Origin of the sequence: Solwaraspora sp. WMMD792 (assembly GCF_029626105.1) — a bacterium.
Classification (GTDB): Bacteria; Actinomycetota; Actinomycetes; order Mycobacteriales; family Micromonosporaceae; genus Micromonospora_E.
Genome location: NZ_JARUBH010000009.1, coordinates 5,428,145 through 5,451,776, shown reverse-complemented (window position 1 = coordinate 5,451,776; position 23,632 = coordinate 5,428,145). Strand labels below are relative to the sequence as shown.

General features: G+C 70.5%; 21 protein-coding genes. 8 read left to right on the top strand and 13 right to left on the bottom strand.

Annotated elements, in window-relative coordinates:
• Nucleotides 1–157 precede the first annotated feature (157 nt).
• Nucleotides 158–916: a ferritin-like domain-containing protein gene (locus O7629_RS25400; RefSeq protein WP_278172288.1), complete on the bottom strand. Its 759-nt coding sequence runs from the start codon at nucleotides 914–916 to the stop codon at nucleotides 158–160.
• Between the two features lie 293 nt (nucleotides 917–1,209).
• Here O7629_RS25400 and O7629_RS25395 point away from each other — a divergent pair, with 293 nt between their 5' ends.
• The 8 genes from O7629_RS25395 (at nucleotide 1,210) to O7629_RS25360 (ending at nucleotide 10,894) form a co-directional block, all read left to right on the top strand.
• Nucleotides 1,210–2,445, top strand: a complete 1,236-nt coding sequence (locus O7629_RS25395) for an MFS transporter (protein WP_278172287.1) — start codon at nucleotides 1,210–1,212, stop codon at nucleotides 2,443–2,445.
• Nucleotides 2,446–2,521: 76 nt separating this feature from the next.
• Nucleotides 2,522–3,640: a thiamine pyrophosphate-dependent dehydrogenase E1 component subunit alpha gene (locus O7629_RS25390; protein WP_278172286.1), complete on the top strand. Its 1,119-nt coding sequence runs from the start codon at nucleotides 2,522–2,524 to the stop codon at nucleotides 3,638–3,640.
• The gene (locus tag O7629_RS25385) at nucleotides 3,637–4,590 is read left to right on the top strand and encodes a transketolase C-terminal domain-containing protein (RefSeq protein ID WP_278172285.1); all 954 of its coding nucleotides are present in this window, start codon (nucleotides 3,637–3,639) and stop codon (nucleotides 4,588–4,590) included. The genes O7629_RS25390 and O7629_RS25385 overlap by 4 nt, the downstream gene beginning before the upstream one ends.
• A complete protein-coding gene (locus tag O7629_RS25380) occupies nucleotides 4,587–5,891 on the top strand; it encodes an aminotransferase class III-fold pyridoxal phosphate-dependent enzyme (RefSeq protein ID WP_278172283.1) in 1,305 nt (434 codons plus the stop codon). Before O7629_RS25385 ends, O7629_RS25380 begins: the two co-directional genes overlap by 4 nt.
• 469 nt (nucleotides 5,892–6,360) lie before the next feature.
• On the top strand, nucleotides 6,361–7,593 hold the full coding sequence (locus O7629_RS25375) for a hypothetical protein (RefSeq protein ID WP_278172282.1): 1,233 nt from the start codon (nucleotides 6,361–6,363) through the stop codon (nucleotides 7,591–7,593).
• Nucleotides 7,594–7,721: 128 nt separating this feature from the next.
• Nucleotides 7,722–8,969 carry an NAD(P)/FAD-dependent oxidoreductase gene (locus tag O7629_RS25370; RefSeq protein ID WP_278172281.1) on the top strand — a complete coding sequence of 416 codons (1,248 nt, stop codon included), beginning with the start codon at nucleotides 7,722–7,724 and terminating at the stop codon, nucleotides 8,967–8,969.
• Between the two features lie 8 nt (nucleotides 8,970–8,977).
• On the top strand, nucleotides 8,978–9,454 hold the full coding sequence (locus tag O7629_RS25365; protein ID WP_278172280.1) for a MarR family transcriptional regulator: 477 nt from the start codon (nucleotides 8,978–8,980) through the stop codon (nucleotides 9,452–9,454).
• A gap of 153 nt (nucleotides 9,455–9,607) precedes the next feature.
• Entirely contained in the window at nucleotides 9,608–10,894 is a 1,287-nt protein-coding gene (locus O7629_RS25360; protein WP_278172279.1) for a cellulose binding domain-containing protein, read from the top strand.
• Between the two features lie 283 nt (nucleotides 10,895–11,177).
• On the opposite strand, the gene O7629_RS25355 is transcribed toward O7629_RS25360, so the two are convergent.
• From O7629_RS25355 to O7629_RS25300, 12 genes are all read right to left on the bottom strand, one after another.
• The gene (locus O7629_RS25355) at nucleotides 11,178–11,525 is read right to left on the bottom strand and encodes a hypothetical protein (protein ID WP_278172278.1); all 348 of its coding nucleotides are present in this window, start codon (nucleotides 11,523–11,525) and stop codon (nucleotides 11,178–11,180) included.
• Nucleotides 11,526–11,585: 60 nt separating this feature from the next.
• The gene (locus O7629_RS25350) at nucleotides 11,586–11,951 is read right to left on the bottom strand and encodes a hypothetical protein (protein WP_278172276.1); all 366 of its coding nucleotides are present in this window, start codon (nucleotides 11,949–11,951) and stop codon (nucleotides 11,586–11,588) included.
• A 172-nt stretch (nucleotides 11,952–12,123) separates the two neighbouring features.
• Nucleotides 12,124–13,104: a helix-turn-helix domain-containing protein gene (locus tag O7629_RS25345; RefSeq protein ID WP_278172274.1), complete on the bottom strand. Its 981-nt coding sequence runs from the start codon at nucleotides 13,102–13,104 to the stop codon at nucleotides 12,124–12,126.
• A gap of 260 nt (nucleotides 13,105–13,364) precedes the next feature.
• Complete coding sequence (locus O7629_RS25340) at nucleotides 13,365–16,346, bottom strand: LuxR family transcriptional regulator (protein ID WP_278172273.1); 2,982 nt, start codon at nucleotides 16,344–16,346, stop codon at nucleotides 13,365–13,367.
• Complete coding sequence (gene acpS / locus O7629_RS25335; protein ID WP_278172272.1) at nucleotides 16,340–16,708, bottom strand: holo-ACP synthase; 369 nt, start codon at nucleotides 16,706–16,708, stop codon at nucleotides 16,340–16,342. Before acpS ends, O7629_RS25340 begins: the two co-directional genes overlap by 7 nt.
• Nucleotides 16,692–17,924: an acyl-CoA dehydrogenase family protein gene (locus tag O7629_RS25330; RefSeq protein ID WP_278172271.1), complete on the bottom strand. Its 1,233-nt coding sequence runs from the start codon at nucleotides 17,922–17,924 to the stop codon at nucleotides 16,692–16,694. Before O7629_RS25330 ends, acpS begins: the two co-directional genes overlap by 17 nt.
• Nucleotides 17,917–18,519: a hypothetical protein gene (locus O7629_RS25325; RefSeq protein WP_278172269.1), complete on the bottom strand. Its 603-nt coding sequence runs from the start codon at nucleotides 18,517–18,519 to the stop codon at nucleotides 17,917–17,919. Before O7629_RS25325 ends, O7629_RS25330 begins: the two co-directional genes overlap by 8 nt.
• Nucleotides 18,516–19,382, bottom strand: coding sequence for a hypothetical protein (locus O7629_RS25320; RefSeq protein WP_278172267.1), 867 nt, complete (start codon nucleotides 19,380–19,382; stop codon nucleotides 18,516–18,518). The genes O7629_RS25325 and O7629_RS25320 overlap by 4 nt, the downstream gene beginning before the upstream one ends.
• A gap of 30 nt (nucleotides 19,383–19,412) precedes the next feature.
• Nucleotides 19,413–19,670, bottom strand: a complete 258-nt coding sequence (locus O7629_RS25315) for a phosphopantetheine-binding protein (RefSeq protein ID WP_278172265.1) — start codon at nucleotides 19,668–19,670, stop codon at nucleotides 19,413–19,415.
• 96 nt (nucleotides 19,671–19,766) lie between these two features.
• The gene (locus tag O7629_RS25310) at nucleotides 19,767–21,167 is read right to left on the bottom strand and encodes an alanine racemase (RefSeq protein ID WP_278172263.1); all 1,401 of its coding nucleotides are present in this window, start codon (nucleotides 21,165–21,167) and stop codon (nucleotides 19,767–19,769) included.
• A complete protein-coding gene (locus tag O7629_RS25305; protein WP_278172262.1) occupies nucleotides 21,160–22,554 on the bottom strand; it encodes an ATP-grasp domain-containing protein in 1,395 nt (464 codons plus the stop codon). The genes O7629_RS25310 and O7629_RS25305 overlap by 8 nt, the downstream gene beginning before the upstream one ends.
• A 2-nt stretch (nucleotides 22,555–22,556) precedes the next feature.
• The gene (locus O7629_RS25300) at nucleotides 22,557–23,525 is read right to left on the bottom strand and encodes a 3-oxoacyl-[acyl-carrier-protein] synthase III C-terminal domain-containing protein (RefSeq protein ID WP_278172261.1); all 969 of its coding nucleotides are present in this window, start codon (nucleotides 23,523–23,525) and stop codon (nucleotides 22,557–22,559) included.
• Between the last annotated feature and the right edge of the window lie 107 nt (nucleotides 23,526–23,632).

Here is a 23,632-nt window from a genome sequence, read left to right as displayed (position 1 = left end):
ACCGCCCCATCCGGCCGATCACGTCTTCGGCCCTCCACGCGGTCTTACCCGCGCTTCGCCGGCCGCGGTCACTTCTCGGCCTTCCGAGTCGGGACCAGGTACTTGCAGGTGCCGTGAGCCGGCGTCTTGATGGTGACCTTCTTGATGGTCAAGATCTTCACCTCCCTCCGTCCATGTCGACTCCACCGGCGCTCAGGCGGGCCCGGTGCCGGCGGAGAAACCAGTGCCGCAGCCGGTCGGGCTCGCGGCCGGTCAAATCGGCGAGGGACACCGAGATCTTGTCCAGGTAGGTCAGTCGCATGCCGATCTCATGCCACTGCGACCCGTACTCGCGCCACAGCTCGCGTCCCTCGCCCGTGGCGGACTCGCGGGCCAGGTAGTTCAGGCCGATCGCGACGTGCTGGATCTCGTCGCGGCGTACGTGGTGGTAGAGCAGGCCGAGCGGGTCACCGGCGAACACCTCGCGCAGCAGGATGAACTCGTCGGCGGCGAACCCCTCCAGCATGGTGTGCACCAGCGCCCGGCCCATGTACGGCAGCCGGGTCAGCGCCGTGTCCAGCGGCTCCATCAGCTCGGGCGCCTCCGGCTCCGGCTCACCGCCGCCGACCAGCTTCGCGTACTGGTAGAAGGCGTCCGCGTGTCGGGCCTCGTCGGCGGTGGCCAGGGCGAGGCTGAACCGCAGCGGCGCGTCCTCGGTCTGCGCGGCCAGCGTCGCGGCGGCGACCAGCCCGGCCTGCTCGGCGTAGTAGCCGCGCGAGGACATCCGCCAGGCCAGCTCGGCCCGCTCCCAGCTGGGGTCCGCCGGCCCGTCGGCGATGATGTCCGCGGCGCGCCACGGCGTCTTGTCGCGGGTCACGCCGAAGACGCGGTACGCCAACTCGTTGCGATCAAGATCATCGGCATCGATGAGTGCCATTGGCAACTCCCCAACAGGCTTGCCGCCCAGCGTCGGTCACGGGATTACGACAAGCAGGAGATTCTCGGTGCGCTGATTCGTGTGCGTCGGCGAGGATGCGCGCCGTCTGCGGCGCACGATGTGATGAGCATAAATGACCTAGCGTCGGAACGGCAAGCATTACCGTGCCGGCCGGTGGTCGGTTCGCGACCAGGGAAACGGGCGAAGGGTATTTACCTTGATCACCGTGACTTCCGATGGTGGCCGCGGCTGTGGGAAGGTGACTCGACCGACCGAGCCGAGGAGTGGTGCCCATGCCCGGCCGTCTCGCCACGTCGATCGCGGTGGATCGACCGCTGCGCCCGGCCGTCGCCGCTCAGGCCGCCAGCGTCGTCGGCACCCACGTCGCCGCGCTGGCCCTGCCGACCGTCGCGGTGGTGGCGCTGCACGCCTCGCCGGTGGCGGCGGCCACCCTGTTCGCCCTCGAGTACGGCGCCCAGGCGCTCGCCGCACCGCTGCTCGGGGTGGTCGTCGACCGGGTCGTCGACCGGCGCCGGCTGCTCATGGCCGCCAGCGCCGGCACCGCCGCCGTGGTGCTGGCCGTACCGGTCGCCGCGCTGGCCGGAGTGCTCTCGCTGCCGCTGCTGTACGCCGTGGCCGGCCTGTCCGGCATCCTCGGTGGGCTGGTCACCATCGGCCTGCAGGCCACCGTGCCGCAACTGGTCGAACCGGACCGGCTGGTGCCGGCGAACGCCGCGCTGGCCGGTGCCCAGTCGGCCGGCCAGATCGCCGGGCCGGCGCTGGCCGGCTGGCTGGTGCAGACCCTCGGCGGGGCGCTGGCGATGTCGGCGAACGCCGCGGCGCAGGCGCTGGCCGCCGCCGGTTTCGCCGCGCTGCGGCCCCGGCCGGGCGGGACGCCGCCGGTGCCGGAACATCCACTACGGGCGTTGCGCGACGGGGTGGCGGCGCTACGCGGCCGTCCGGAGCTGGTCCGGATCGCGGTCACCGCCGCCGCGCTGAACCTCGGCGGATCCGCGATCGGCGGCCTCTACGTGCTGTACGCCTACCGGGTCCTCGACCTGTCGCCGTGGGTGCTCGGGTTGACCTTCGCGGTGAACAGCGTCGCCGCCGTCGTCGGCGTGGCCACCGCGCGACGGGTGATCGCCCGGCTCGGCCATCCCCGGGTGGTCCCGGTGTTCGCCCCGCTCGCCGGGGCCGCTCTGATGCTGATCCCGCTGGCCGCCGTCACGCCGTCGGTGCTGACCCTGATCGTCTACGAGACGATCTTCGGGTACTGCGCCACGGTCTGGCTGATCGCCTCGGTGTCGCTGCAGCAGTCCGTGGTCCCCGGCCCGCTGCTGGGCCGGGTGCTCGCGTTGAGCCGGGCGCTCGCGGTGCTGGCGGTGCCGGTCGGATCGCTGCTCGCTGGCGTCGCGGCGCAACTCTGGGGGGTGCTGCCCACCCTGATCTGCTTCGCTGCCATAGCTTTTCTCGGCACCGTCACCGTCGTTTCCCGGCGGGTGGCCACCCACAACCTGACCACATCCTGACCGGACCCCGACCAATTCCAGTATTGCGACCAGCGTCGATCGTTCACCTATAATTGGCGACATTCAGCAGGTGATCATGATTGCTTCCGATGCGGCCGGTGAATGGTTCTCCACCGGCGCAGGGACGGGGAACGCCCAGACGATGGACCTGTCGGACGCGTACCGCGAGATGGTTCGGATCAGGGTCTTCGAGGAGCAGGTTCTGCGGTGCGCCGCCGCCGGCCAGGTGCCCGGATCGGTCCACCCGTACACCGGGCAGGAAGCTGTCGCGGTCGGGGTGCTGGCCGCCCGGCAGCCCGATGAGTGGGTGGTGAGCTTCTACCGGTGCCACGGGCACGCGCTGGCCGCCGGGGTGCCCGCCGCCGGGCTGGCCCGGGAGATCCTCGGCCGGGTCGGCGGGGTCTGCGGCGGCAAGGCCGGGTCGATGCACATCGCCGACCGGTCCCGCTACCTGCTCGGTGCCAGCTCTATTGTGGCCGCGCAGCTGCCGATCGCGGCCGGAGCAGCGCTGGCCGAGAAGACCGCCGGCAGCGGCCGGGCGGTCGTCGCGTTCTGCGGGGACGGCGCGTTCGGTGCCGGTGCCGCCTACGAGACGCTCACCGTCGCCGCCGTGCTCGGGTTGCCGCTGCTGCTGGTCTGCGAGGAGAACGGCTGGCAGGACCACACCCCGAGCGACCTGGTGCGGCACCGTACCCCCGGTGAGATCGCCCGCGGCCTGGGGCTGGACTGCGACGAGGTGGACGGCAACGACGTGACCGCGGTGCACCGGGCCGCGGCGGCGGCCCTGGCCCACTGCCGGGCCGGCCGCCCGCAGGTCCTCGTCGCCCACACCTACCTGCGGCATTTCCACGCCCAGCTCGGGCCGCAGCCGCCGGGTGAGTACCGTCCGGCCGCCGAGCGGGAGCGCTGGCTGGCCCAGGATCCGCTGACCCGCGTCGAGGCGGCCCTCGCCAGCCCGGCCCTCGCCGGACCGTCCGCAGCCAGCCCGGCCCTCGCCAGCCCGTCCGCTGCCAGCCGGCAGCGGGCCGCCGAGATCCGCGAGCAGGTCACCGCGGAGCTGGCCGAGGTCTTCGCCGACGCGCTGGCCGCCGACCGACCGGATCCGGCCAGCGCGGTCACCGCGGTCACCGCAGCGGCCTGGCCGCCCGGTGCCACCTGGCCGGAGGCCGTCACGGTGCGGGAGCCGGTGGCATGACCCGCCGGCACCCGTCCGTCGGGGCGGTCCGCGGCGCCCTGGCCGACCAGCCCACGATGAGCATGTTCTGCACCTACCAGCAGCCCGACCTCATCGAGCTGTTCGGCGCCGAGCGGATGGTCCGGCTGCCGATCGCCGAGAACACCATGCTCGGCATGGCGGTCGGGATGGCGCTGCTCGGCCGCCGGGTGCTGGTCAGCATCGCCCGCGCCGCCTTCCTGTTCACCGCCTTCGACCAGCTGGTCAACGAGGCCACCAAGTGGCGGTACATGTCCGACGGGCAGTTCACCGTACCGGTGGTGGTGCGCGGATTGACCCAGGGCGGCGAGCAGCTCGGCGCGCAGCACGAACACGCCGCGCACGGCCTGCTCAGCCAGATTCCCGGGCTGGTCGTCGCGGTGCCCGGGTCACCGAACGCCGCCGCCGGGCTGTTGCGCACCGCGCTGGTGCACCCGGATCCGGTGGTGGTGCTGGAATCGCCCCGGCTGTACGCCGCTGACTGGGCGTCGCTGCCCGAGCCGGAGCCGACCGACGCCGCACTGCCGTTCGGCGTCGCCGGCCGCGCCCGCCCCGGCCGCGACCTCACCCTCGTCGGCATCGGCAACACCGTCGCCACCTGCCTGCGGGCCGCCGCCGTCCTTGACCGGGACGGGCTGCACGCCCAGGTGATCGACCTGCGTACCGCCGCACCGCTGGACCTCGACGGCGTCACCGCCATGGTCCGGGCCGCCGGTGGTCAGGTGATCCTGGTCGACGAGGCCCCGGCCGGCGTCAGCGTCATGTCCGCGCTCGGCCTGCATCTGGTGCGGGCCGGCGCGGTCGCGCCGCACCGGCTCGACCTGCTCGCCGGTGCGCCGGTCCCGGCGCCGGTGAGCCCGCCACTGAGCGCCGCCCTGCTGCCGGACGAGGAACACGTCGTGTCCACCGCCCGCCGAGGAGCCACCCGATGATCGACCGGTCCACCTACCACGCCTGGCACGGCATCACCCCGATGGGCGAGTTCCTCGCCGAGTCCGACCCGGACATGTTCCTCGTCGGCGGCGACGGCAGCTACGCCGTCGACCAGGCCGGCCGACGTTACCTCGACGCCCGCTCGTCGATGTGGAACGTCACCCTCGGCTATTCGTGCGAGCCGGTCAAGGCGGCGATGCGCCGCCAGCTCGACGAGCTGCCGTCCGGCACGGTCATGCGCTACGAGCATCCGCCCCGGGTCACCGTGCGGTACGCCGCCGCCCTCGCCGCGACGCTGCCGCCGACCCTGCGGCACATCCGGTTCGGCAACACCGGCAGCCAGATGACCGAGGCAGCCGGCATGCTGTCCCGCTTCCACCGCAGAATGACCGGCGAGACCGGCCGGGATCGGATCATCGCGGTGCACGGCAGCTACCACGGCACCGGGCCGTTGGCCACCGCGCTCACCGGTGAGCAGATCCTGCACGAGTGGTCGGCGCCGCTGGACGACCGCGTGGTGCACGTCGCCGGCGGCGACGAACTGCTCGACGCCGTCGCCGGTGTCGTCGACCGGCTCGGCGCGTCGCAGGTGACCGCCGTCATCGTCGAACCGGTGATGGGCAACTATCTGCACGCCGCCAGCGTCGAGCAGTTGGCGGCGCTGATCGACTACTGCCGGGCCCGGGACATCCATGTCGTCGCCGACGAGGTGACCACCGGCGCCGGCCGGGTCGCGGCCATGTCGGTCAGCGAGCGGCTGCCCAGCCCGCCCGACATGATCGTGCTCGGCAAGGGGCTCAGCGCCGGCTACTTCCCGCTCGCCGCGCTCGCGGTCGCCGATCCGATCTTCGACGCGCTCGCCGAGCCGCCGTTCCGGCTCGGCTTCCCGAACGGCAGTACCACCGACGGGCACCCGCTCGGTGCCGCCGCCGGCCTCGCCGTCCTGGAGATCCTCACCGCCGACGGGTTTCTCGACGGCGTCCGCGACCGTGGCCGGCAGCTGTGCGAGATCCTGCGTGACACGCTGGCCGACGATCCGCACGTCGGTGACGTACGCGGTGAGGGGATGCTGCTCGGCCTGGAGCTGCGCTACCGCGACGACGGTACGCCGTGGACGGTGCGCGACGTCTACCGGCTCCGGCTGGCCTGCCGGGACAACGGGCTGCTGACCAGCTACTCCGACGGCGTGATGCCGCTGCTGCCGCCGTTGACCATCAGCACCGACGAGTGCGCCGAACTCGCCGTGATCCTCGGCAAGACGATCACCGCGTACGCCGCCGAGCATCTCGGCGCGCGGTAGCCGGCACGGCCCACCATCGCCGCCGTCGCAGTTACCCGGACGGAGTGGCCAACCTGTCAGGCAACGACCATTCGGTCGATGTCCGGGGAGTGTCTGGAGAAACCGTAGCGCGGTGCCCCGACAAGGTCGCATTTTTCAGCGTACGGCAGGCAGACGGTGCCGTCGTGCAGTCCTCCACCAGCCTGCCACTGTCCACGTAGGCACTGGTGGAAGTGGCAGGTCCGCCAGCACTACGCCGTGATCCTGGTGATGCGGCTGACCGTACATCATCAGGAAAGCGCGTTAATAAGACGTATTCCTACAGTGCTCTCATGCGGGGCGTTCCCGTCATTGGCAACGGTGTCCCATGGCCTCGGTAAGATTCGATGTACATCGATGTATAGTTCACTGGCATGTAGTTGCGGGTCGCTGGTGACCTGCCGGGGCAACGCCGCCTCACCGGAACCGACGATGTCTGGGAGAACAGGACATGAACGAACACAAGGAGAGTTGGCTGCGGATGCGATGGCGGCGGACAGCCCGAACCGCCGTCGCGGTGGCGGCCTCCGTCGGGATCACCGTATTGGCTATCGGGTTCACGGCGGGCGCAGCAACGGCAGGTGTCGGCTCCGCCGACCGGAACGCGCGGGAGGTGGCGATCGCCGCCGCGCCGGTATCCCAGGTCGCCGCCGGCAATCTGCACACCTGTGTGACCCAGACCGATGGAACCCTGTGGTGCTGGGGCAACAACTTCTACGGCCAGCTCGGCGACGGGACCACCACGAACCGGACCGGTCCGGTTCAGATCGGCAGCGCCACCACGTGGGCGGGTATCGACGCCGGCAGCGGCAACACCTGCGGGGTACGCACGGATGGAACGCTCTGGTGCTGGGGCAACAACTCCAGCGGGCAGGTCGGCGACGGCTCGACCACCAAACGGACCAGCCCGGTGCAGGTAGGCACCGCCACCACCTGGGCGAGCGTCAGCATCGGCAGCAACCACACCTGCGCCGTGCGGACCGACGGCACCCTGTGGTGCTGGGGCCTGAACCGTCACGCACAGCTCGGCGTCGGCTTGTCTCCCTACAAGGCGACGACCCCGCTTCAGGTGGGCACGGCGACCACCTGGGCGAGCGTCACGACCGGCTACGCCCACACCTGCGCGGTGCGGACCGACGGGACCCTGTGGTGCTGGGGCAGTAGCTCGGACGGCCAGCTCGGTCTCGGCATCCTGAGCTACCGGGCGACACCGACGCAGGTGGGCACCGCGACGACGTGGGCCGAGGTGACGGCCGGCTACGTACACACCTGCGCGGTCCGCGTCGACGGGACGCTGTGGTGCTGGGGCGAGGACGGGTACGGCCAGGTCGGCGGGGGCGTCGGCTCCCAGACCACCCCGCTGCGGATCGGCGCCGCCAGCAACTGGGCAAGCGTGGACGCGAGCCTCGACTCGTCGTGCGCGACCCGTACCGATGGCAGCCTGTGGTGCTGGGGCAAGAATTCGTCCGGGCAGCTCGGCGATGGCACCACCACCCACCGGTCGACCCCGGCACAGGTCGGCACCGCGACCACCTGGACGGACGGCTTCTCCGTCACCTACCACGCCTGCGTGGCACGCACCGACGGCAGCCTGTGGTGCTGGGGTGACAACACGTTCGGGCAGCTCGGTGACGGCACCACCACCCACCGGTCGACCCCGGCACAGGTGGCAATGCCGGGCTGAGCACCGCCGGTTCCGCGCCGAGCCGCAGTCAGAAACCGCCGTACGGGCCGCGCCGCTCAACCTGAGCGGCGCGGCCCGTACCGGTGCTACGGCCTTGCCCAGATTGCCTTAGTCATTAAGATAATTGGATGAGCGTATCGACTGACTTCACGGTGGCGATCGCCGGCGCCGGGCTCGCCGGGCTCTGCCTCGCCCAGTACCTGGCGCGCGCCGGCATCGACGTGCACGTCTACGAGCGGGACTCGGGCCCCTACGTCAGGCGGCAGGGCTACCGGATCATCCTCGACCGGCACGGGCTGGCGGCGCTGCGGGAGAGCCTGCCCCGCCCGCTGTACCGCCTGGCGCTGGCCACCGGTGACGAGCCCGGCGGACGCCTGCGCTTCACCGACCGCCGGCTGCGGGACGCGTTCACCATCACCTTCAAGGACGAGCCGCACGCGACCCGCCAGGTCGACCGGCTGACCCTGCGGTCGATCCTGCAGTACGGGCTGGACGGGCGCATCCACTACGGCAAGACCGCCGTCGCGGTCGACAACGGTGATCCGGCCGGGCTGCGGCTACGGTTCTCCGACGGCGGGTCCGCCCCGGCGTCCGTCGTCGTGGGCGCCGACGGCGTCGGCTCGGCGCTGCGCAAACAGCTCATCCCGTACGCGGACCCGGCGACCACCCCGATGGTGGGCATCTACGGCCGGTCACCACTGTGGCAGGGCGGCGAGAGCGTCATCCCGGACGCGCTGCGTACCAGCGGGGTTCTGGCCATCGCCGACCGGCCGGGCCGCGCGTTCTTCTTCACCTCCATGCGGTTCGGCGAACGCCCGCCGGAGGCGTTCGCCCGCCTGGCACCCGGCAGTTACGCGCCCACCGGCGACGACTACGTCATGTGGGGGGTGCTGCTGCGGCAGGAGGAGGTGCCCACCGTCGTCCGCGGAGACCTGCGGGCACTGCGGGACCTGGCCACCCGGACGAGTACCGACTTCCACCCGCTCATCCGGCGGCTGGTCGACACGGCCGAACTGGACGCCACGGTGCTCAACGTCTTCGCCGCCGGCCGACGCCCACGCCGGTGGGCGGTGCCCCGGGCGACGATGATGGGCGACGCCGTGCACGTCATGCCGCCGTTCGGGGCCCAGGGCGGCAACACCGCGCTGCGCGACGCCGCCCTGCTCGGCCGCAAACTGGTCGACGCCCGGACGGACGGCACCCCGGTGGAGGAGGCGATCGCCGCCTACCAGGACGAGATGGTGCCGTACGCCTTCCGTGCCGTCGACACCGCCGCCGGGCTGATGCGCCGCCTCACCGGGGGCGCGGCCGCACCGCACTGGGTGCTGACCCGCGTGCTACCTCGGCTGCACCGGGTCACCGTGCCGGAGGCATGATTGCCGGCATGTCCCACGAGCCGGCCCGTGCGGCCGCGACCGCCGACCTGATGCGCGCCGGGCGGGAGACGTCGCGGCTGTCCATGGTGTTCCGGTACGCCATCGCCGAGCAGCTGGACCTCACCGTGAGCGACCTGGAATGCCTGGACTACCTGGCGGACAGCGGACCTGTCACCGCGGGGCAGATCGCCGACCGCACCAACCTCACCACCGGGGCGGTGACCAGCATGCTCCGCCGGCTTCAGCAGGCCGGCTACGTCAGCGCCGAGCGCGATCCGGCCGACCGGCGTCGGGTCATCGTCAGCCTGAGGCCAGAGCGGATGGCCGACCTGGAGCGGCCGTACGAGCGGTTCGCCCAGCAGACGCAGCGGCTCATCGAGGGCTACACCGTCGAAGAGATCCGGCTGCTGGTCCGGCACTACGACCGGATACAGGCGATTTACCACGCCGAGCTGGACCGCCTCCGCAGCGGCGACACCGCGTAGCGTCCGCCTGAGACGTCGTCGTGCAGCGGTTCTTTGGGAAGAATATATTGATGATCTTGACTATTTGTCTCTGACTATTTAGTCTCTTGGTGTCTTGTGTTTCACGGCTGTGGCGGGCTCGCCGGCCACGTCGAACGACGGATCGGAGTGATCATGTCCAAACGGAGATCCGTTGCCGGATCTGTCGCGACGGTGGCGGCCATCGCCCTCGCGTTGAGTGCAGTGATGGTCGGCGGCGGCCTCGGCGCCACCGCCTCGGCCACCGATGTCGGCGCGTTCGCCGCGAGTGCTGGTTGCGGTAAGAATCCGACGCTGACCAGCGGCACGCGGAACATTCAGAGCGGCGGCCAGACGCGGACCTTCACCCTGCGGCTACCCGACGGGTACGACAGGAACCGCCAGTACCGGCTGATCTTTGGCTTCCACTGGCTCAACGGCTCCGCCGGAGACGTCGTCAACGGCAACTACTACGGACTGCTGCCGCTTTCGAACAACAGTGCCATCTTCGTTGCCCCCCACGGCCTCAACGCCGGCTGGGCCAACTCCGGCGGCCGGGACGTGACCTTCACCGACGACATGATCCAGTTGATCGAGAATGATCTCTGCGTCGACACCTCGCAGCGCTTCTCGTTGGGCTTCAGCTACGGCGGGGGCATGAGCTACGCGCTCGCGTGCGCCCGGGCGAACGTCTTCCGTGCCGTGGCGGTCTACGCCGGTGGCGTCATCAGCGGATGCAGCGGCGGTAACGACCCGATCGGCTACCTGCACGCCCACGGCATCAGTGACAACGTTCTGAGTATCGCCGGCGGGCGTTCCATGCGGGACAGGTTCGTCAGGAACAACGGTTGCACCCCGCAGAACGCTCCGGAACCGTCACCGGGCAGCGGCAGGTACATCACCACCACCTACACCGGCTGTACGGCGGACCACCCGGTCGTCTGGCATGCGTTCGACGGCGGACACACCCCCACCCCGGGGTCCTGGCTCCCGCAGGCGACGTGGCAGTTCTTCGCCCAGTTCCAAGGCGCCACCCCTGGCCCGACGACCCCTGGCCCGACGACCCCTGGTCCGACCACTCCCGGTCCGACGACCCCTGGCCCGACCACTGCGCCGCCGGGCAGCGGAGCCTGCCGGGTCACCGCGAACGTCAACGCATGGAACACCGGCCTCACCGAGGACATCACCGTCACCAACACCGGTACGGCCACGATCAACGGCTGGTCGCTGACCTTCACCCTGCCCGGCGGGCAGAACATCACCAACGGGTGGAACGCCAGCTACTCGCCCAGCTCCGGGCAGGTGACGGCCAGAAACGTCTCCTACAACGGCACCATCGCACCCAACGCGTCAGTCAGCATCGGCTTCCAGGCCACGCACACCGGCAACACGGCCAAGCCGACATCCTTCAGCCTCAACGGCGCGTCCTGCACCGTGACGTGACCGTGGGGTGCCGCAATCGCGCCCATCCAGCTCGGTGGCACAACGGTACCGGACCGGACCGCGCCGGACCTGAGGCCGGCCCGTCGTCGGGCAAGTGGGAGCAGTCGGGCTGCTGACCTGGTCGCCGCACGCCGGACCAGTTGACTACGGACAAGCGGCGGGCCGGATCTCGACAGGGATCCGGCCCACTGCTGTCTGCCAGAATTCTCGCCAGGTCGACGGTCGACGACCGCCGTGGGACCGATCCTGGTCACCGCCGGCAGCTACACCAGAGTCCTGCGGATCAGATGCCGCAGGAGACCGTGGCACCTCCGCCGGAGAGCAGGTCGTTTCGGGACCAGCCCGACACGCCGGTCGCGCGGTTGTGCAGGTAGGTCCAGCGGGCACCATCGTGCCCGGTCCGCCAGCAGCGGAACGTCGCGGTCTGACCGGGCTGGCCGTGGCCGAGTGAGGTGCAGTCGGTGCCGGGTCCGGTGCGGATGTTGATGCCGGTCCCGGCGAACGTGCCGTTGACCTGCGGCTCAAAGCTGGCGATCCCCTGCGGGCAGGACGCTTGGGCCGGAGCGGCGACCGCCAGCACGGCGGCACCGCCCACCATGACAGCGGCGATCGTGATTCTTGCGAGTCTCATCTGGATCTCCCTTGACGATGTGGCCGAACATGTACTGAAGCCGTGCCGGTGGGTGCGGGATCAGAAGTGGGGATCGAGCCCGCTGCCCCAGGTGTACGAACCCGTGCTGGACAGTTGGAAGTCACACTGGATGTGGTATGACCATCCGTTGTTCTTCTCGGTGAGGTAGCTGTGGTGCCGGTAGGTTCCGGCGCTGGGAACCCCGGGCCACAGTTGATCCGTCCAGGTGTACGTGCCGGGCAGGATGCGGCCGGTGTAGGTCTGGCATGGTGCCGATGTGGGGAAGGTCCACCAGCCGTAGCTGCCGTCGTCGAGCTTGATCTCGCGGCTCACCAGCGCGATCGGCATCCCGCTGTAGGGCATGGCAGTCAGGTGCTGGGTCTTCTGGTTGTAGGCCACGTCGGCGGCCTGCGCCGGTCCGGACATGATCGGCATCATGACGAGTACCAGAGCCACCGCGGTGGCCCGGTAGAGTCTCTTTGCCCACGAGCGCACGATCTTCCCTTTCTCAGTGCTGTCGCTTCGAACGAGGTGACATTCCTGAGACGAGACTGCCTGCCGCGGCGACGACTGTCGTTGTACCTGGACGCACAGGTGTTTAGTCTCCGTGTACGGTCGGGAGCTGATTGCGGAACTCAGTGGGCGACTGGCGGTAACGGGCGCGGAACGCCTGGCTGAAATGCGCGCTGCTGGTGAATCCCCACCGCCGGGCGATCGCGTTGATCGTGTAGGGGGCGAGCCGGGGCTCGGCGAGGTCGCGTCGGCATCCTGCGAGGCGCTGTTCGCGGATCCAGCCGGCGACAGTGTGCTCCTCCTGCTGGAACAGCTTGTGGAGGTAGCGAACGGAAATGTGGTGCGCTGCGGCGATCACGTTCGGAGTCAGGTCCGGGTCAGCGAGATTGTCGCGGATGAAGGCGTGGATGCGGGCGGTCAGTGCCTGCCGGCGCGTGTCTTCGGGGACGAGCTTCTGGGTGTCCAGCGCATCGGCCAATGCCGTGATCAGCACATCGAGCGTCAGGGTGGCCAGACGCGCGGTCTCGGCCGGGGTCAGTTCGTCCATCTGGTCGGCAAGCTGCAGCAGGAAACGCGACGACAATGCGCCGATGCCGCTGGTGCCGGTAATGCACACAGCACTCAGCTCACGCACCTCCTGGGGAGGAAACGGCAACAGGGCCCGTGGAAAACGCAGGAGTAGCATCCGGCTCGTCGAATCGTCCGGCCGGAGTTCGGCCAGGTACGGCCGCGAGGTGTCGTAGAGCACCAGATCCCCGGTGCCGAACTCCGCGCGTCTACCGTCCTGCGTCAGCATGCCGCTGCCACTGACCATGCAGCTCACTTTGAACACTTCCGGGTCTGCCTGCCGGATCAGCCGGGGCGTGCGGCGCACCGAGTGCGGCCTTGTCGTCATCAAGGTCGCCTGTACCGGGCCGAACTCGCAGATGACGACCCGTGCCTCGAACCCGGCCTCGGACTGCCGTTCCCGGGCCAGGTCGTACGGCACCCAGAGTTTCGCGCTGACCTCGCGCCAGAAGGCGAACCGGTCGCCCGGCGAGACGTCGGCAGTACTGACAACGTCCATCAATAGACCATAGCCCACAGTTAGCCTGATGCTAATTCGAGAAATCCGCAGGCCGCCTACCGAGATCAAAGGCGGCTCACAGCGTGACCTCAGCCTGGGCGACCCAGGTAGTCCGGAACCTGGTCAGGGACCTCGAAGACACCGGCTGCCAGGCCAGGCCGGGCCATGCTCGCCGCCTACGATCTCGACTTGCCCGAATAGGTAGGTATGGGCGTCGGATTGGGCAAAGCCGCACGTTGGCCGCCGTGGCGTCGACGAGGTCAGAAGGACTGCGCCGGGGCCAGCCCGTTGAGGTGGAAGCAGCGCACCAGGGCGGCCCGGTTGGTGACGCCCAGCTTGGTGAACACGTGGGACAGATGCATCTCCACCGTCTTCTGGGTGACGAACAGCCGGGCCGCCACCTGCCGGTTGGTCAGCCCTTCGCTGACCAACGTCGCCACCTGGGTCTCCCGCCGGGTCAGGGCCGAGGACCCGCCTTGGCGGCGGGCCCGCCGGGCGCCGCCCGAGGCACCGGCCAGCCGCCGTCGTTCGGTGTGTACCTGGCGGGCGAACAACCCCGCTCCGCAACGGTCGAAGAACTTCTCGGCAACCCGTAACGTCGCACCGGCCCGATCTCGGTCGCCGTCGGCCACCAGCGCTCTCGCGGCTACTGTGTGGGCGTGCGCGGCCTCCAGCGGCATTCCGACCTGGGTGAGCACATCCGCGGCAGCCCTGGCCGCCACCGCTGCGGCGGTGGGATCCCGTAGCGCCAAGACCCGAGCGCCCGCGGAGGCAGCCAGCGCTCTGCGGCCCGGCCGTCCGAGTCGCTCGGCCACCTCGTACGCGCGCTGCGCCCACTCGTCCGCCGCGTCCGGGTCGCCCTCGGCCAGCGTGGCCCGGGTCAACATCTCGTACCAGCCGACCTGTGCCCAGGGTTCGAGGTCCGGCAGCCCGGCGGTTGCTGCCACGGCCAGGCAACCGGCGGCGTCCCCCAGCGCGAGCCGGGTCTCGGCGTACGCGCTCAGCGCCAGCCTGCCCGGCCAACCGGAGACGGGCACGTCGACGGTGCCGGGATCCGCAGCCGGCCCGACCTGCTCGGCTCCGGTCCAAACGGCCAGCAGCCGGCTCATCGCCTCGGCCGCAACGTGCAGTTCGCGGAACTGTGTGCCGGACGCCAGCCGGAGCGCCTCGGCGCAGTCGTCGGCTGCCTCCGTCAACCGCCCGGCGTACCGGTGGGCCAGGGTCCGGGTACACAACAGGTGCAACAGGGGAAAGTAGCTCGCGGCTCCGGGCGAGACATCGATGGCACGACTGAGGTGGTGTGCGGCGTCGTCGAAGCGGTCCAGCAGGATCTCGCTCCAGCCCACCCACAGGGCGCTCTCCGGCTCCGCGCCGAGTTCCGCGTCCAGGGTGGCGTCGAGCAGCGCTGCCGCTCGGATGGTCTCGCCTCCGGCGGTACGGTTGCCCCGCAGATGGTTCGCGGCCGCGAGCAGACCCAACGCGTGCGCCTGTACCGCACCCGGCACTCCGGAAGCGCGGCGGGCGGCGCCCAGCGCGGCTGCCGCCCACCGACGCGCCTGCCCGGCCCGGCCGCTGGTCAGTTCCACCGCGCTGAGCGCGAGTGCCAGGGCCGCATGATCCGCCGGCCGGGCATCGGCGGGTGGCGGCAAAGCGGTGCGCAGCAACGCCGCGGCCTCCCCGTGGCGGCCGAGCTGACGTTCGAGCTGGGCGCAGAGCAGGGTCGCCGAGGTGCGATGCGTGGACGGGTGCTCGTCGAGCAGCCGCAGGGCGTCGTGCAGTACGGCTCGCCCGGCCCTCGGATGGCCGATCGCGCCCAGCGCCCGGCCGAGCTGCACGGCGAGCGCTACCCGCTGTCCGGCGGGCTCTGCGGTGCCCGGGAGTAGCCGGATGGCGGTGCCGAGCCACCGGACGGCCGTGTGAGGGGCCCGGTCGACCACCGCGGCGGCCGCCTCGCTGAGCACCTCGACGGCTACGACGTCACCGGGCACTGCCAGCCGCAGCAGGTGCGGTGCCTGAACTTCGGGGTGGCTCCGGCGACGCCGCAACTCCGCCAACGCGCGGGCGTGCGCGGTCAGGCGCCAGCCGGCGTCGGTGGTGAGGTACGCCGCGTGCTGGACCACGCGGTGCCGGAAGGCGAAACACCCGCTGCCGGTTACCGGGCGCAGCAGATCTGCGGCGACGAGTTCGTCGATGGCCGCAGGCACCTGTTCGGTGGCGATCCCGGCCACCTCGGTCAGCAGGCCGGTGTCGACCGGCTCGGGCCCGAGCACCGCGGCGGCCGAGGCCACCAGGCCGGCCGGCCGGGACAGCAGTTCGAGTTCGGTGGCCAACGCGGCATCCACGTCGGCTGGGAGTGTCCCCAGTTCTGGCAGTTCGCTCGCTGTGCCAGGTAGTGGCACCGCGGCCAACAATGCCGACAGGTACTGCGGGTTGCCCCCCGACAATTCATGCAGCATCGCACGCTGGTTGGCCGAGAGCGGCACGTCGGTCAGCGCGTCGAGATGGCCCCGGGTGAGCGGCGCGACCTCGATCCGGGTCACCTGCCTGGCGGTGTCCAGTGCCAGGCGCAGCCGGGCCGGTGACTGGCGACGGCGGTGCGCCATGACCAGAAGCAGCGGTGTACGCGGGGGCGCGTCGAGCAGGTGGCAGAGCAGGTCGACGGTGGCCCGGTCGCTGTTGTGCAGGTCGTCCAACATGATCAGCAGCGGCCGTTCGGCTGCCAGCGTCTCCAGCAACAGCCGCACGGCGCGTACTTGCCGGGCGCCCACTGGTACGCCGGCCGGGGCCAGCGAACGGGCGCCAGCCAAGCGCAGCGACGGAAAGATGGCGTTGAGCAACTGCGCGTGATCGGACCGGAGCTCGGCCAGGCGTGCCGGTGACACCCGGGGCAGGTACGGCTCCAGCGCATCCACCATCGCCGCCATCGGCACGTCCGAGCCGGGCACCGGAGCTCGGCCGGCGAGCACCTGCACCCCGTGTCCTCGCGCCACCACGGCGACCTGGTCGAGCAGCCTGGTCTTGCCAATCCCCGGCTCGCCCGCCACTTCGACGATCCGCCCTTCGCCGTCGAGCAGAGCGGTCACGGCCGCCGCCAGCACCTCGGTCTCCCGTTCCCGGCCCACCAGTGGCCGGCGGTGGCCATCGGCTGCGGCTGACCGGCCGGGCGGGCGGGACAGCAACGCCCACCCTGGATTCCGCTGCTGGTCACCTTGATCGCCCAGCGGGCGCTGCCGAGTCACCATCCGGCAGCGACCACGGCGACCAGGTCCCGCTTGTGGGTGACGGAGACGGTCACGTGGGTGATCGAGGCCGACCGTGCTGCCTGGGCGGCGCTGCCCCGCAACGTGACGTGGGGTGCCCCGCCGGGGCGGCGCAGCAACGCGATGTCCCGGGGAGCGACCCCCTCGAACAGGCCGGTGCCCAGGACCTTGAGCACCGCTTCCTTCGCAGCGAACCGTCCCGCCAGGTACTCCCGGCGTCGGCTGTCGCCGAGCGTCTCCGCCTGGGCCAGTTCCTCGGCAGCGAAGACGTACCGCACGAACCAGCCCCGGCGCAGGAGCCGGTCCAGTTCGTTTACGGCGACCAGATCAATGCCGAGCCGCACCGTCGACCGCCCGCTGTGCCACCGGCTGCGAGGCCGCCTGACCCCGCAGCAGGCTCTGGAAGACCGCCATGGCGTGTAGGTTCGTCGTGCCCTCCATCAGTTCGAACGCCCGCACGTCGCGGTAGGTCTTCTCGACCCAGGGATGCTCAATCAGGCAGGCGGGGCCCAACAGTTCGGCCACCAGCCGGGTGGCGTCCTCGGCGATCCGCGCCGCGCGCGCCTTGACCGCGCCGATGCCGGCCACGTCGACCACGCCGGCGTCGATGCCGGCGGCCACCGCGTACGTCCGATGCCGGACCGCGGCGACGCGGTCCAGAATGCCGTCGAGTCGGTGCCGGTCCCACCGCGCCAGCGTCGAGCGGTGCGTGCGCAGATAGTCGCAGGCGGCCTGGGCACAGCCGATCGCCATCGCCGCGATGCCAGGGCGGAACCGGTAGAGGATGTACGTAGCGCCGTAGAGCCCTCGCCGGCTGGGGGACCGATGCGCGCCGAGCAGGTCCTCCGGGGCCACCACGACGTCCTGGAAACGCAACCGGCTGATCCGCGCGCCGCGCAGGCCGACGGTGGGCAGCAGTTCGCCGCTGAACCCTGGCGCGCTGGTGTCCAGCAGCACGGCCTCGATTCCCCATGGCCCGGGTGCTCGCCGGCAGAACACCACACCGATCTGGGCGCGTGCGCCGTTGCCGATGTAGCACTTCACCCCGTTGAGCAGCCAGCCGCCATCCGGTGCCGGGGCCAGCGTTGTTTCCAGTTCCGCTGCAGCCGAGCCTTTGGCCGGTTCGGTCAGGGCGAAGAACGTGTGGGTGGGAGCGGCAGTCAGCCGGCCGAAGTAGCGCTGCCGCTGCTGCTCGTCGGCCAGCGCCTGGACGACCCCGCCGGACAGCGACGGCCCGGGGGAGGCCAGGATCACGTTGGGATCGCCGTAGGCCACCTGCTCCGTGGCGACCACCTGGCCGAGGACGGTGCTGCTCGCTTCCACCAGCGGCGCTGGGAACTCTCCCGTCGAGCGGTACGGCGGCGGCAGCATCCCCTGAACGGGAAAGCGCACCTCCGGCTCGTCGAGGAACTCGGTGATGGCGTCCGGATCCCGGTCCAGCCGCTGCCCGATCGCGCGCAGCCGACCAATCATTGACGCGCAGTAGCCGGCCAGCTCTCGCGTGCGTTCGTCGAGTAGGTCCGTTCCCGCTGACGGGGCGGCCTCGCGAAGCTCAGTCATCGGCGTTCTCCGTATCGGGGTGCAGGTAGACGTTGCCGACCACCTCGGCGAGGTGCAGGTCACCGGCAGGTCCGTCGGCGAGGAAGCCGCTGGCGCCCAGCAACCGCAGCAGGTCCCGGCCGATATCGACCAGGCGCAGGTGACAGCGCCACCGGGCGTACCGGTCGGCGTGCCGGCGTACCTCGGGAACGAACGCGTCCTCGGCCAGCCGCAGCGCGATGTCGGCCAGCTGGCCGACGACGAGCTGCTTGGCCAGCAGCGTGGTGTCCCCTGAGGTGCGGCCTTCGAGGTGACGCAGTGCGTGGCCGAGGGTGGTGTCCAGCAGCTCGCGGTGCGCCGGCAGCAGGGCTGACGCGAAGCGGTCGGCGGCAGGCCCCTCACCGAAGGCGGACTCGGGGGTGGCCTCGGCGACGGCGAGGCCGAAACGGGTCAGCGGCCCGGGCGGCGCGTCGGGCAGAGCCACAGTGGAGGCGAGAACATGGCCGGTGGGAGACGCGACCAGCCGGCCGGCTGCCGCTCGACGGTGCAGCGCGTCCAGAACAAGCGGGTACGGCGTGCCCGCCGGGTTCGGCGACGCCGGGGGTGCGGGGTTCACAGTCGAGCCTCCCTGAGCTCGGGTGCGCAGGTGTTGGTAAGTACGGCGAGTTGGCTGCGGCCGGTTCGCGGATCGGTGTCACACAGAACCAGGCTGGCGTAACGGTCGACCCATTCGTCGTGGTGACGGGCCAGGTCCAGCCAGACGCTGGTGGAGTAGCCGCCGGGCTGGCAGCGGTGCACTGGCAGGCCGACCCCGCCGAGCTGATCGTCCGGCGGCCACGGACCGGCGACCAGCAGCGCCAGCCCGGGCGGCAGGCCGGGACGTTGATCGGCCAGCAGATCACTTAGCGGTACGTCAACGCCGGCCGCCCGGGCGGTGCGGAAGCGGAAACCGGACCTCGCGCCGGTGTCGTTGTCGGTGTCGAAGTAGAGCAAGACGGCGCTGTCCAGCAGGGGAGTGTCGTGCACCAGCGGATCCCGATACGGCAGCGTGGTCTGCTCGCAGACGAACAGGGCCAGGCTGGCTGCCTTGCCGGACCGGGCGTATGCGTCGGCGACCCGCAACGCGGTGAACGGTGCCCGCAGGCCCTGCTCGGAGAGCGCGAAACTGCGGCTGCGCCCGCCGAACAGAGCGTTCAGCCGGGTGGTGACGGTCTTGAGGGGATAGCGGTCGGGCAGGCCGTAGGCCAGGATCAACAGGTCGGGAGTTCCGAACGGGCTGGGGCAGCGCTCCATCAACTCCTCGGCCATCTCGCGGAACCCGATGTTGCGGGACTGCTTCATCAGGTCCTCGTCGACCTCGATTCCGTACGGCGCGAGCAGATCCCGTTGGTAGGCCAACAGCGCCTGGTCACGTTCGTACGGGTTGCCGTCGGGACGTACGAGGGCTGCCGCGCCGCGCAGGGTCAGAGACATCGCCACGTCCTCCATGGTGGGCGGTGGGCGTGGCGGTCAGGAACTCACCTTGCGGGCACGCTCCAGGAAGTCGGTCAGGGTGCCCACTGTGCGGAAGTCGTCCATGTTCAGGTTTTCCGGGTCCACCTCGATGCCGATGTTGTCCTCCAGTGCCATGAGTAGTTCGAGGATGGCGGTGGAGTCGAGGTGCATGTCCTCGAAGAGCCGGGTGCCCTCGGACAGCGGGCCGGAGTCACGCATCAGCACCTCGGTCAGCGCGGCCTGGATGCTCTCGACGATCTCGTTACGTTCCATGGGTTCTTCCTCTCGGGATACCCGGTCCGCAGACCGGGGTGACACGGCGTGGACTGCTTGAGCCGGCGGCGGTCACATCGACGGCTACTGGACGGGTCAGGTGGCCGCCGGTCCGGCGGGCACCGGGATGGACGGCGGGTCCGGCACCGTCGGCACGGCAGCAGCCGACGGTCGGTCCGGCAGCGCCGGCGTGCCCGGGACCGGCGCGGCGGGAACGACGAGATTCTGCGGCCGGAGCAGGTCCTCCACGGTGTCCGCCCGGCGGACCAGGTGCGCTAGGCCGTCGAGCACGAGCACCTCCGACGGATGGCCGTGACTGAGAAAGTGCACCGGCGAGGCGCTGGGTCCGTACGCGCCGGAGCGTTCGACGCCGATCAGGTCGCCCGGGCGGACCTCGGGCAGCGGCACTTTCTTGCCGACGACGTCGTTGGGCGTGCAGAGCGGTCCGGTGACCGTGTAGTCCCGCGCGGGCGGGTCGGTGGGTCGGCTCAGCGACCGGATGGGAAAGTTCCGTTTGACGAAACTGCCGATACCGACCGCCGCCATGTGGTGGTTGGTGCCGCCGTCGGCGACGACGAACCACTCGCCTCGCGACGCTTTCACGTAGCGCGCGCGGACCACGTAGGTCCCCGACCCGCCGACCAGGTAGCGGCCCAGCTCGGTGATGATCCGGGTGTGGGGGTGCTCGTCGTGGAACCGCGCCACGGCGGAATTGACGCCGTCGGCCACCGCCTCGATGTCGAGGGGGGACTCGTTGTCGAAGTAGGGGACGCCGAAGCCGCCACCGACGTCGACGACGTCCAGCCGCAGGTCCAGCGCGGTGGCGAGGTCCGCCGCCGCGGTGAGCACGCTGCGGGTGTTGTGCGCGATGTCAGCGGCGTCGAGGATGCGCGTGCCCATGTAGGCATGCAGGCCGATCATCCGTACGTGGCGCAGCGCCCGCAGGGCCGGGCCGGCCTCGGCGACCAGTTCCTGATCGATGCCGAACTGCCGCGGTTTGCCCCCCATGGCCAGCCGCGATCCCTTGGTGACGAACGCCGGGTTGACCCGCAACATGACCCGTACCGCCTCGCCTGCGTTGCGGGGCAGCGCACCCGCCATCGCGTCGACGGCGTGGACCTCCTCGATCGATTCGCACACGATCGCACCGATGCCCTGCTCGATACAGGCGGCCAGCTCCGCCGCCGACTTGCCCGGGCCGAGGAAGATGATTTCCCTCGCCGGCACCCCGGCCCGGCGGGCGGTCACCAGTTCGGCCAGGGACGAGACCTCGGCGCCAGCGCCCAGGGAATGCAGCAACGAACAGATGCTGATGTTGGGGTTGGCCTTGAGCGAGTAGTAGATCTCGACCGACGTGTCGAGCAGTCCGCGAAGCTGCCGGTACGTCTCGCGGATGACCTCACCGTCGTAGAGGTACAGCGGGGTGCCGTACCGGTCGGCCAGTTCGGCGACGGGCACGCCCTGGACGGTGTGGCCTTCGATGGCCGGCTCAGTCATGGCTCTCCTCCGGAACGGACAGGGTGGCGACGGCGGCGCGCACCGCGCGGTCGAGGTGGCTGAGCCGGTCGCGGTCAGCGGCCACCAGCAGGGCGTACAGTCGGCCGTCGAACGGATCCGCCGGGCTGCCGGCGCCGACAGGCAGCAGCGCGTTGGCGTTGGCGGTGGCGAAGCAGGTGACCAGCACCTGCTCCGTGTCCCGGGCGGCGCTCACCGTGGTCAGTGCCTGACGTACGGCGTCGAACTCCAGGGACGCGGCGAGCCGCAGAGGGTAGTGCCGGGCTAGCGCGACCGCCCCGGGTGGCTGGCACAACTCGGTGACCCCGCCCTGGTAAGTGGACATGTTCAGCCGTGCGTTGATCTCCAGCACCGGGTAGACCGTCTCGTCGGCGCCAACGATGGCGTCCACACCCACCACGCCGTGGTAACCATCGGCGTGCAGCCGGGACGCGACCTCACCGGCGGCGTACTCGATCTGCCGGTACTGTTCGGCGCTCAACTCGGCCGGCATCAGGTGGCCCTGGTGCACACCCTGCGCGGTGAGCGCCTGCTTGACGAAGTCGAGCCCGGCCCGCCCGTCCCGCGCGATGGTGACCTGGTAGTTGAGGTCGCACCGCTTGGGTAACCACTCCTCGACGACCACGTGGATCCGGTCGTCGCCGGTGCGGGCGGCCCGACGGTCCACCATGCGCAACAACTGCGCCGCCCGCCCGGGGTTCTCCAGCACCAGCAGTCCCTTGCCGGAGACGCCGTAGGCATCCTTGACGACCAGCGGCTCCCCCGACTCCAACCGGAGCCGGTATTGGGCCAGCACGTCGGCCAGTTCCTGCCGGGTTTCGCAGCATGCTCCGGGCACCGGCCGCAGGCCGGCCGCCTCAACCAGTCGTCGACCGTAGATCTTGCTGTTCACCTGCTCTACCACAGTGGAGTCCGGTGTGGCCAGGCGGAGACCGCAGCGGCGGGCCAGCTCTTCCTCGTCCGCGGTGGTTCCCATGGGTAGGACACGGGCGCCGGCCGCACCGAGCCGGCGCAGACGATCGAGCAAGACCGGCGAGTCGAGCGCGTTTGCGGTGGTGGAGCGCTCGGGTCGGCTGTTCTCGGGCACCAGCACGTCTGGCAACGCCAGGCCCTGTTGCGTCAGGTAGTCCCGGTAGTCGGGGTCGAGTGGACGGCTGAGCACGATCGCATCGCCCGTCCCGGCGAGCAGTACGCCCAACTCCTCCATCGCGGCGACCAGCGGACGGGTGGCACCCGCTGGCGGCGCCGGCAGCCCCACGTGGCCTCGGGCCCACTGCGCCTCGGCCTCGAAATTGCACAACAGCACCAGCGGCGTGTCCGCCGAGTCGGTCAGGGCCCGCTTCAGCGTACGCAGGTATCGGGTGGACATGCTCAACTCCCTGCGCATTCGACGACCATGGCGGAGTAGGTGGCGCCCAGGCCGACGGCGGTCACCAGGTAGCGGCCTCCCTCGACCAGTGCGCCACGGTCGGCGAGCGTCGCGAGGTTGAGAAAAGGGTCCGAACAGGAGCAGTGCGAGTATTCGCCGACGTTGTCCAGGAAGACACGGTCCCGATCCAACCCGAGCGTGGCGCAGATGGTGACCCAGGAGGAGACGTTGACGTTGTGGGGGATGACCATTGTGATGTCGTCCAGCTCCAGCGCGGCGGCGTCCAGCGCCTCCCGGATCACCTCTGCCAGGTAGGTGTGGTAGGTGCTGCCGAAGCGGTGCAGTGCCTTCCCGGCGAGTTGGTACCCGTCGAAGAACTCACCCACGGTGCGTGAGGTGTACGACAGCACCCGGGTGCCCGCACCGCCAAGGCCGATCAGGCAGGCGGAGGATGCCTCGCCGATGATCGAGGTGTTCCAGAGCACCTGGATCGCCCTGGTGAACGGCTGTTCGCCGGTGAGCACCAGCGCGAGCGCGTCCGGCTCACCGTCGGCGCGCAGCAGCTCGCCGGCGACCTCGACGGCGAGCAAGCCGCTGGCGCAGGCGTGCTGGGTCACCGCGAACGCCTCGGCGTTGGTGAGGCCGAGGCGTTCACGCAGCCCGTCGGCCGCGATCAGATTGGTCGGGGTGAGGTCCTGCGCGGTGTGCGCGAAGATCAGGTAGCGGATGCGGTCGCGTTCGTCGACGCTAGCCAGCAGCGCCTCGGCGGGCGGGCGGACCAGGTCGAAGAGCCCGAGGTCGGGGTCGATGCGCAATCGGTCCAGCCCGCGGATTCGGCGAAACAGCCGGGTCTGGTAGCGGTTGAGCCCCAGCCCTGTCGCGATCTCCTCCACGGTGACCGAGCGCTCCGGCGCGTATGCCTCCATCCGACGCAGTACGACATCGGACCGGATCGGTGCCAGCGAGGTCATAGAGCATCTCCCCGATCTTTCTGATCGTCAGACGTCACTACGTTAAAAGCCGATCATGGCGCTAGCAATGGGGTAATCCCCAGGATCCCGAGGGCTGGGAAAAGGCA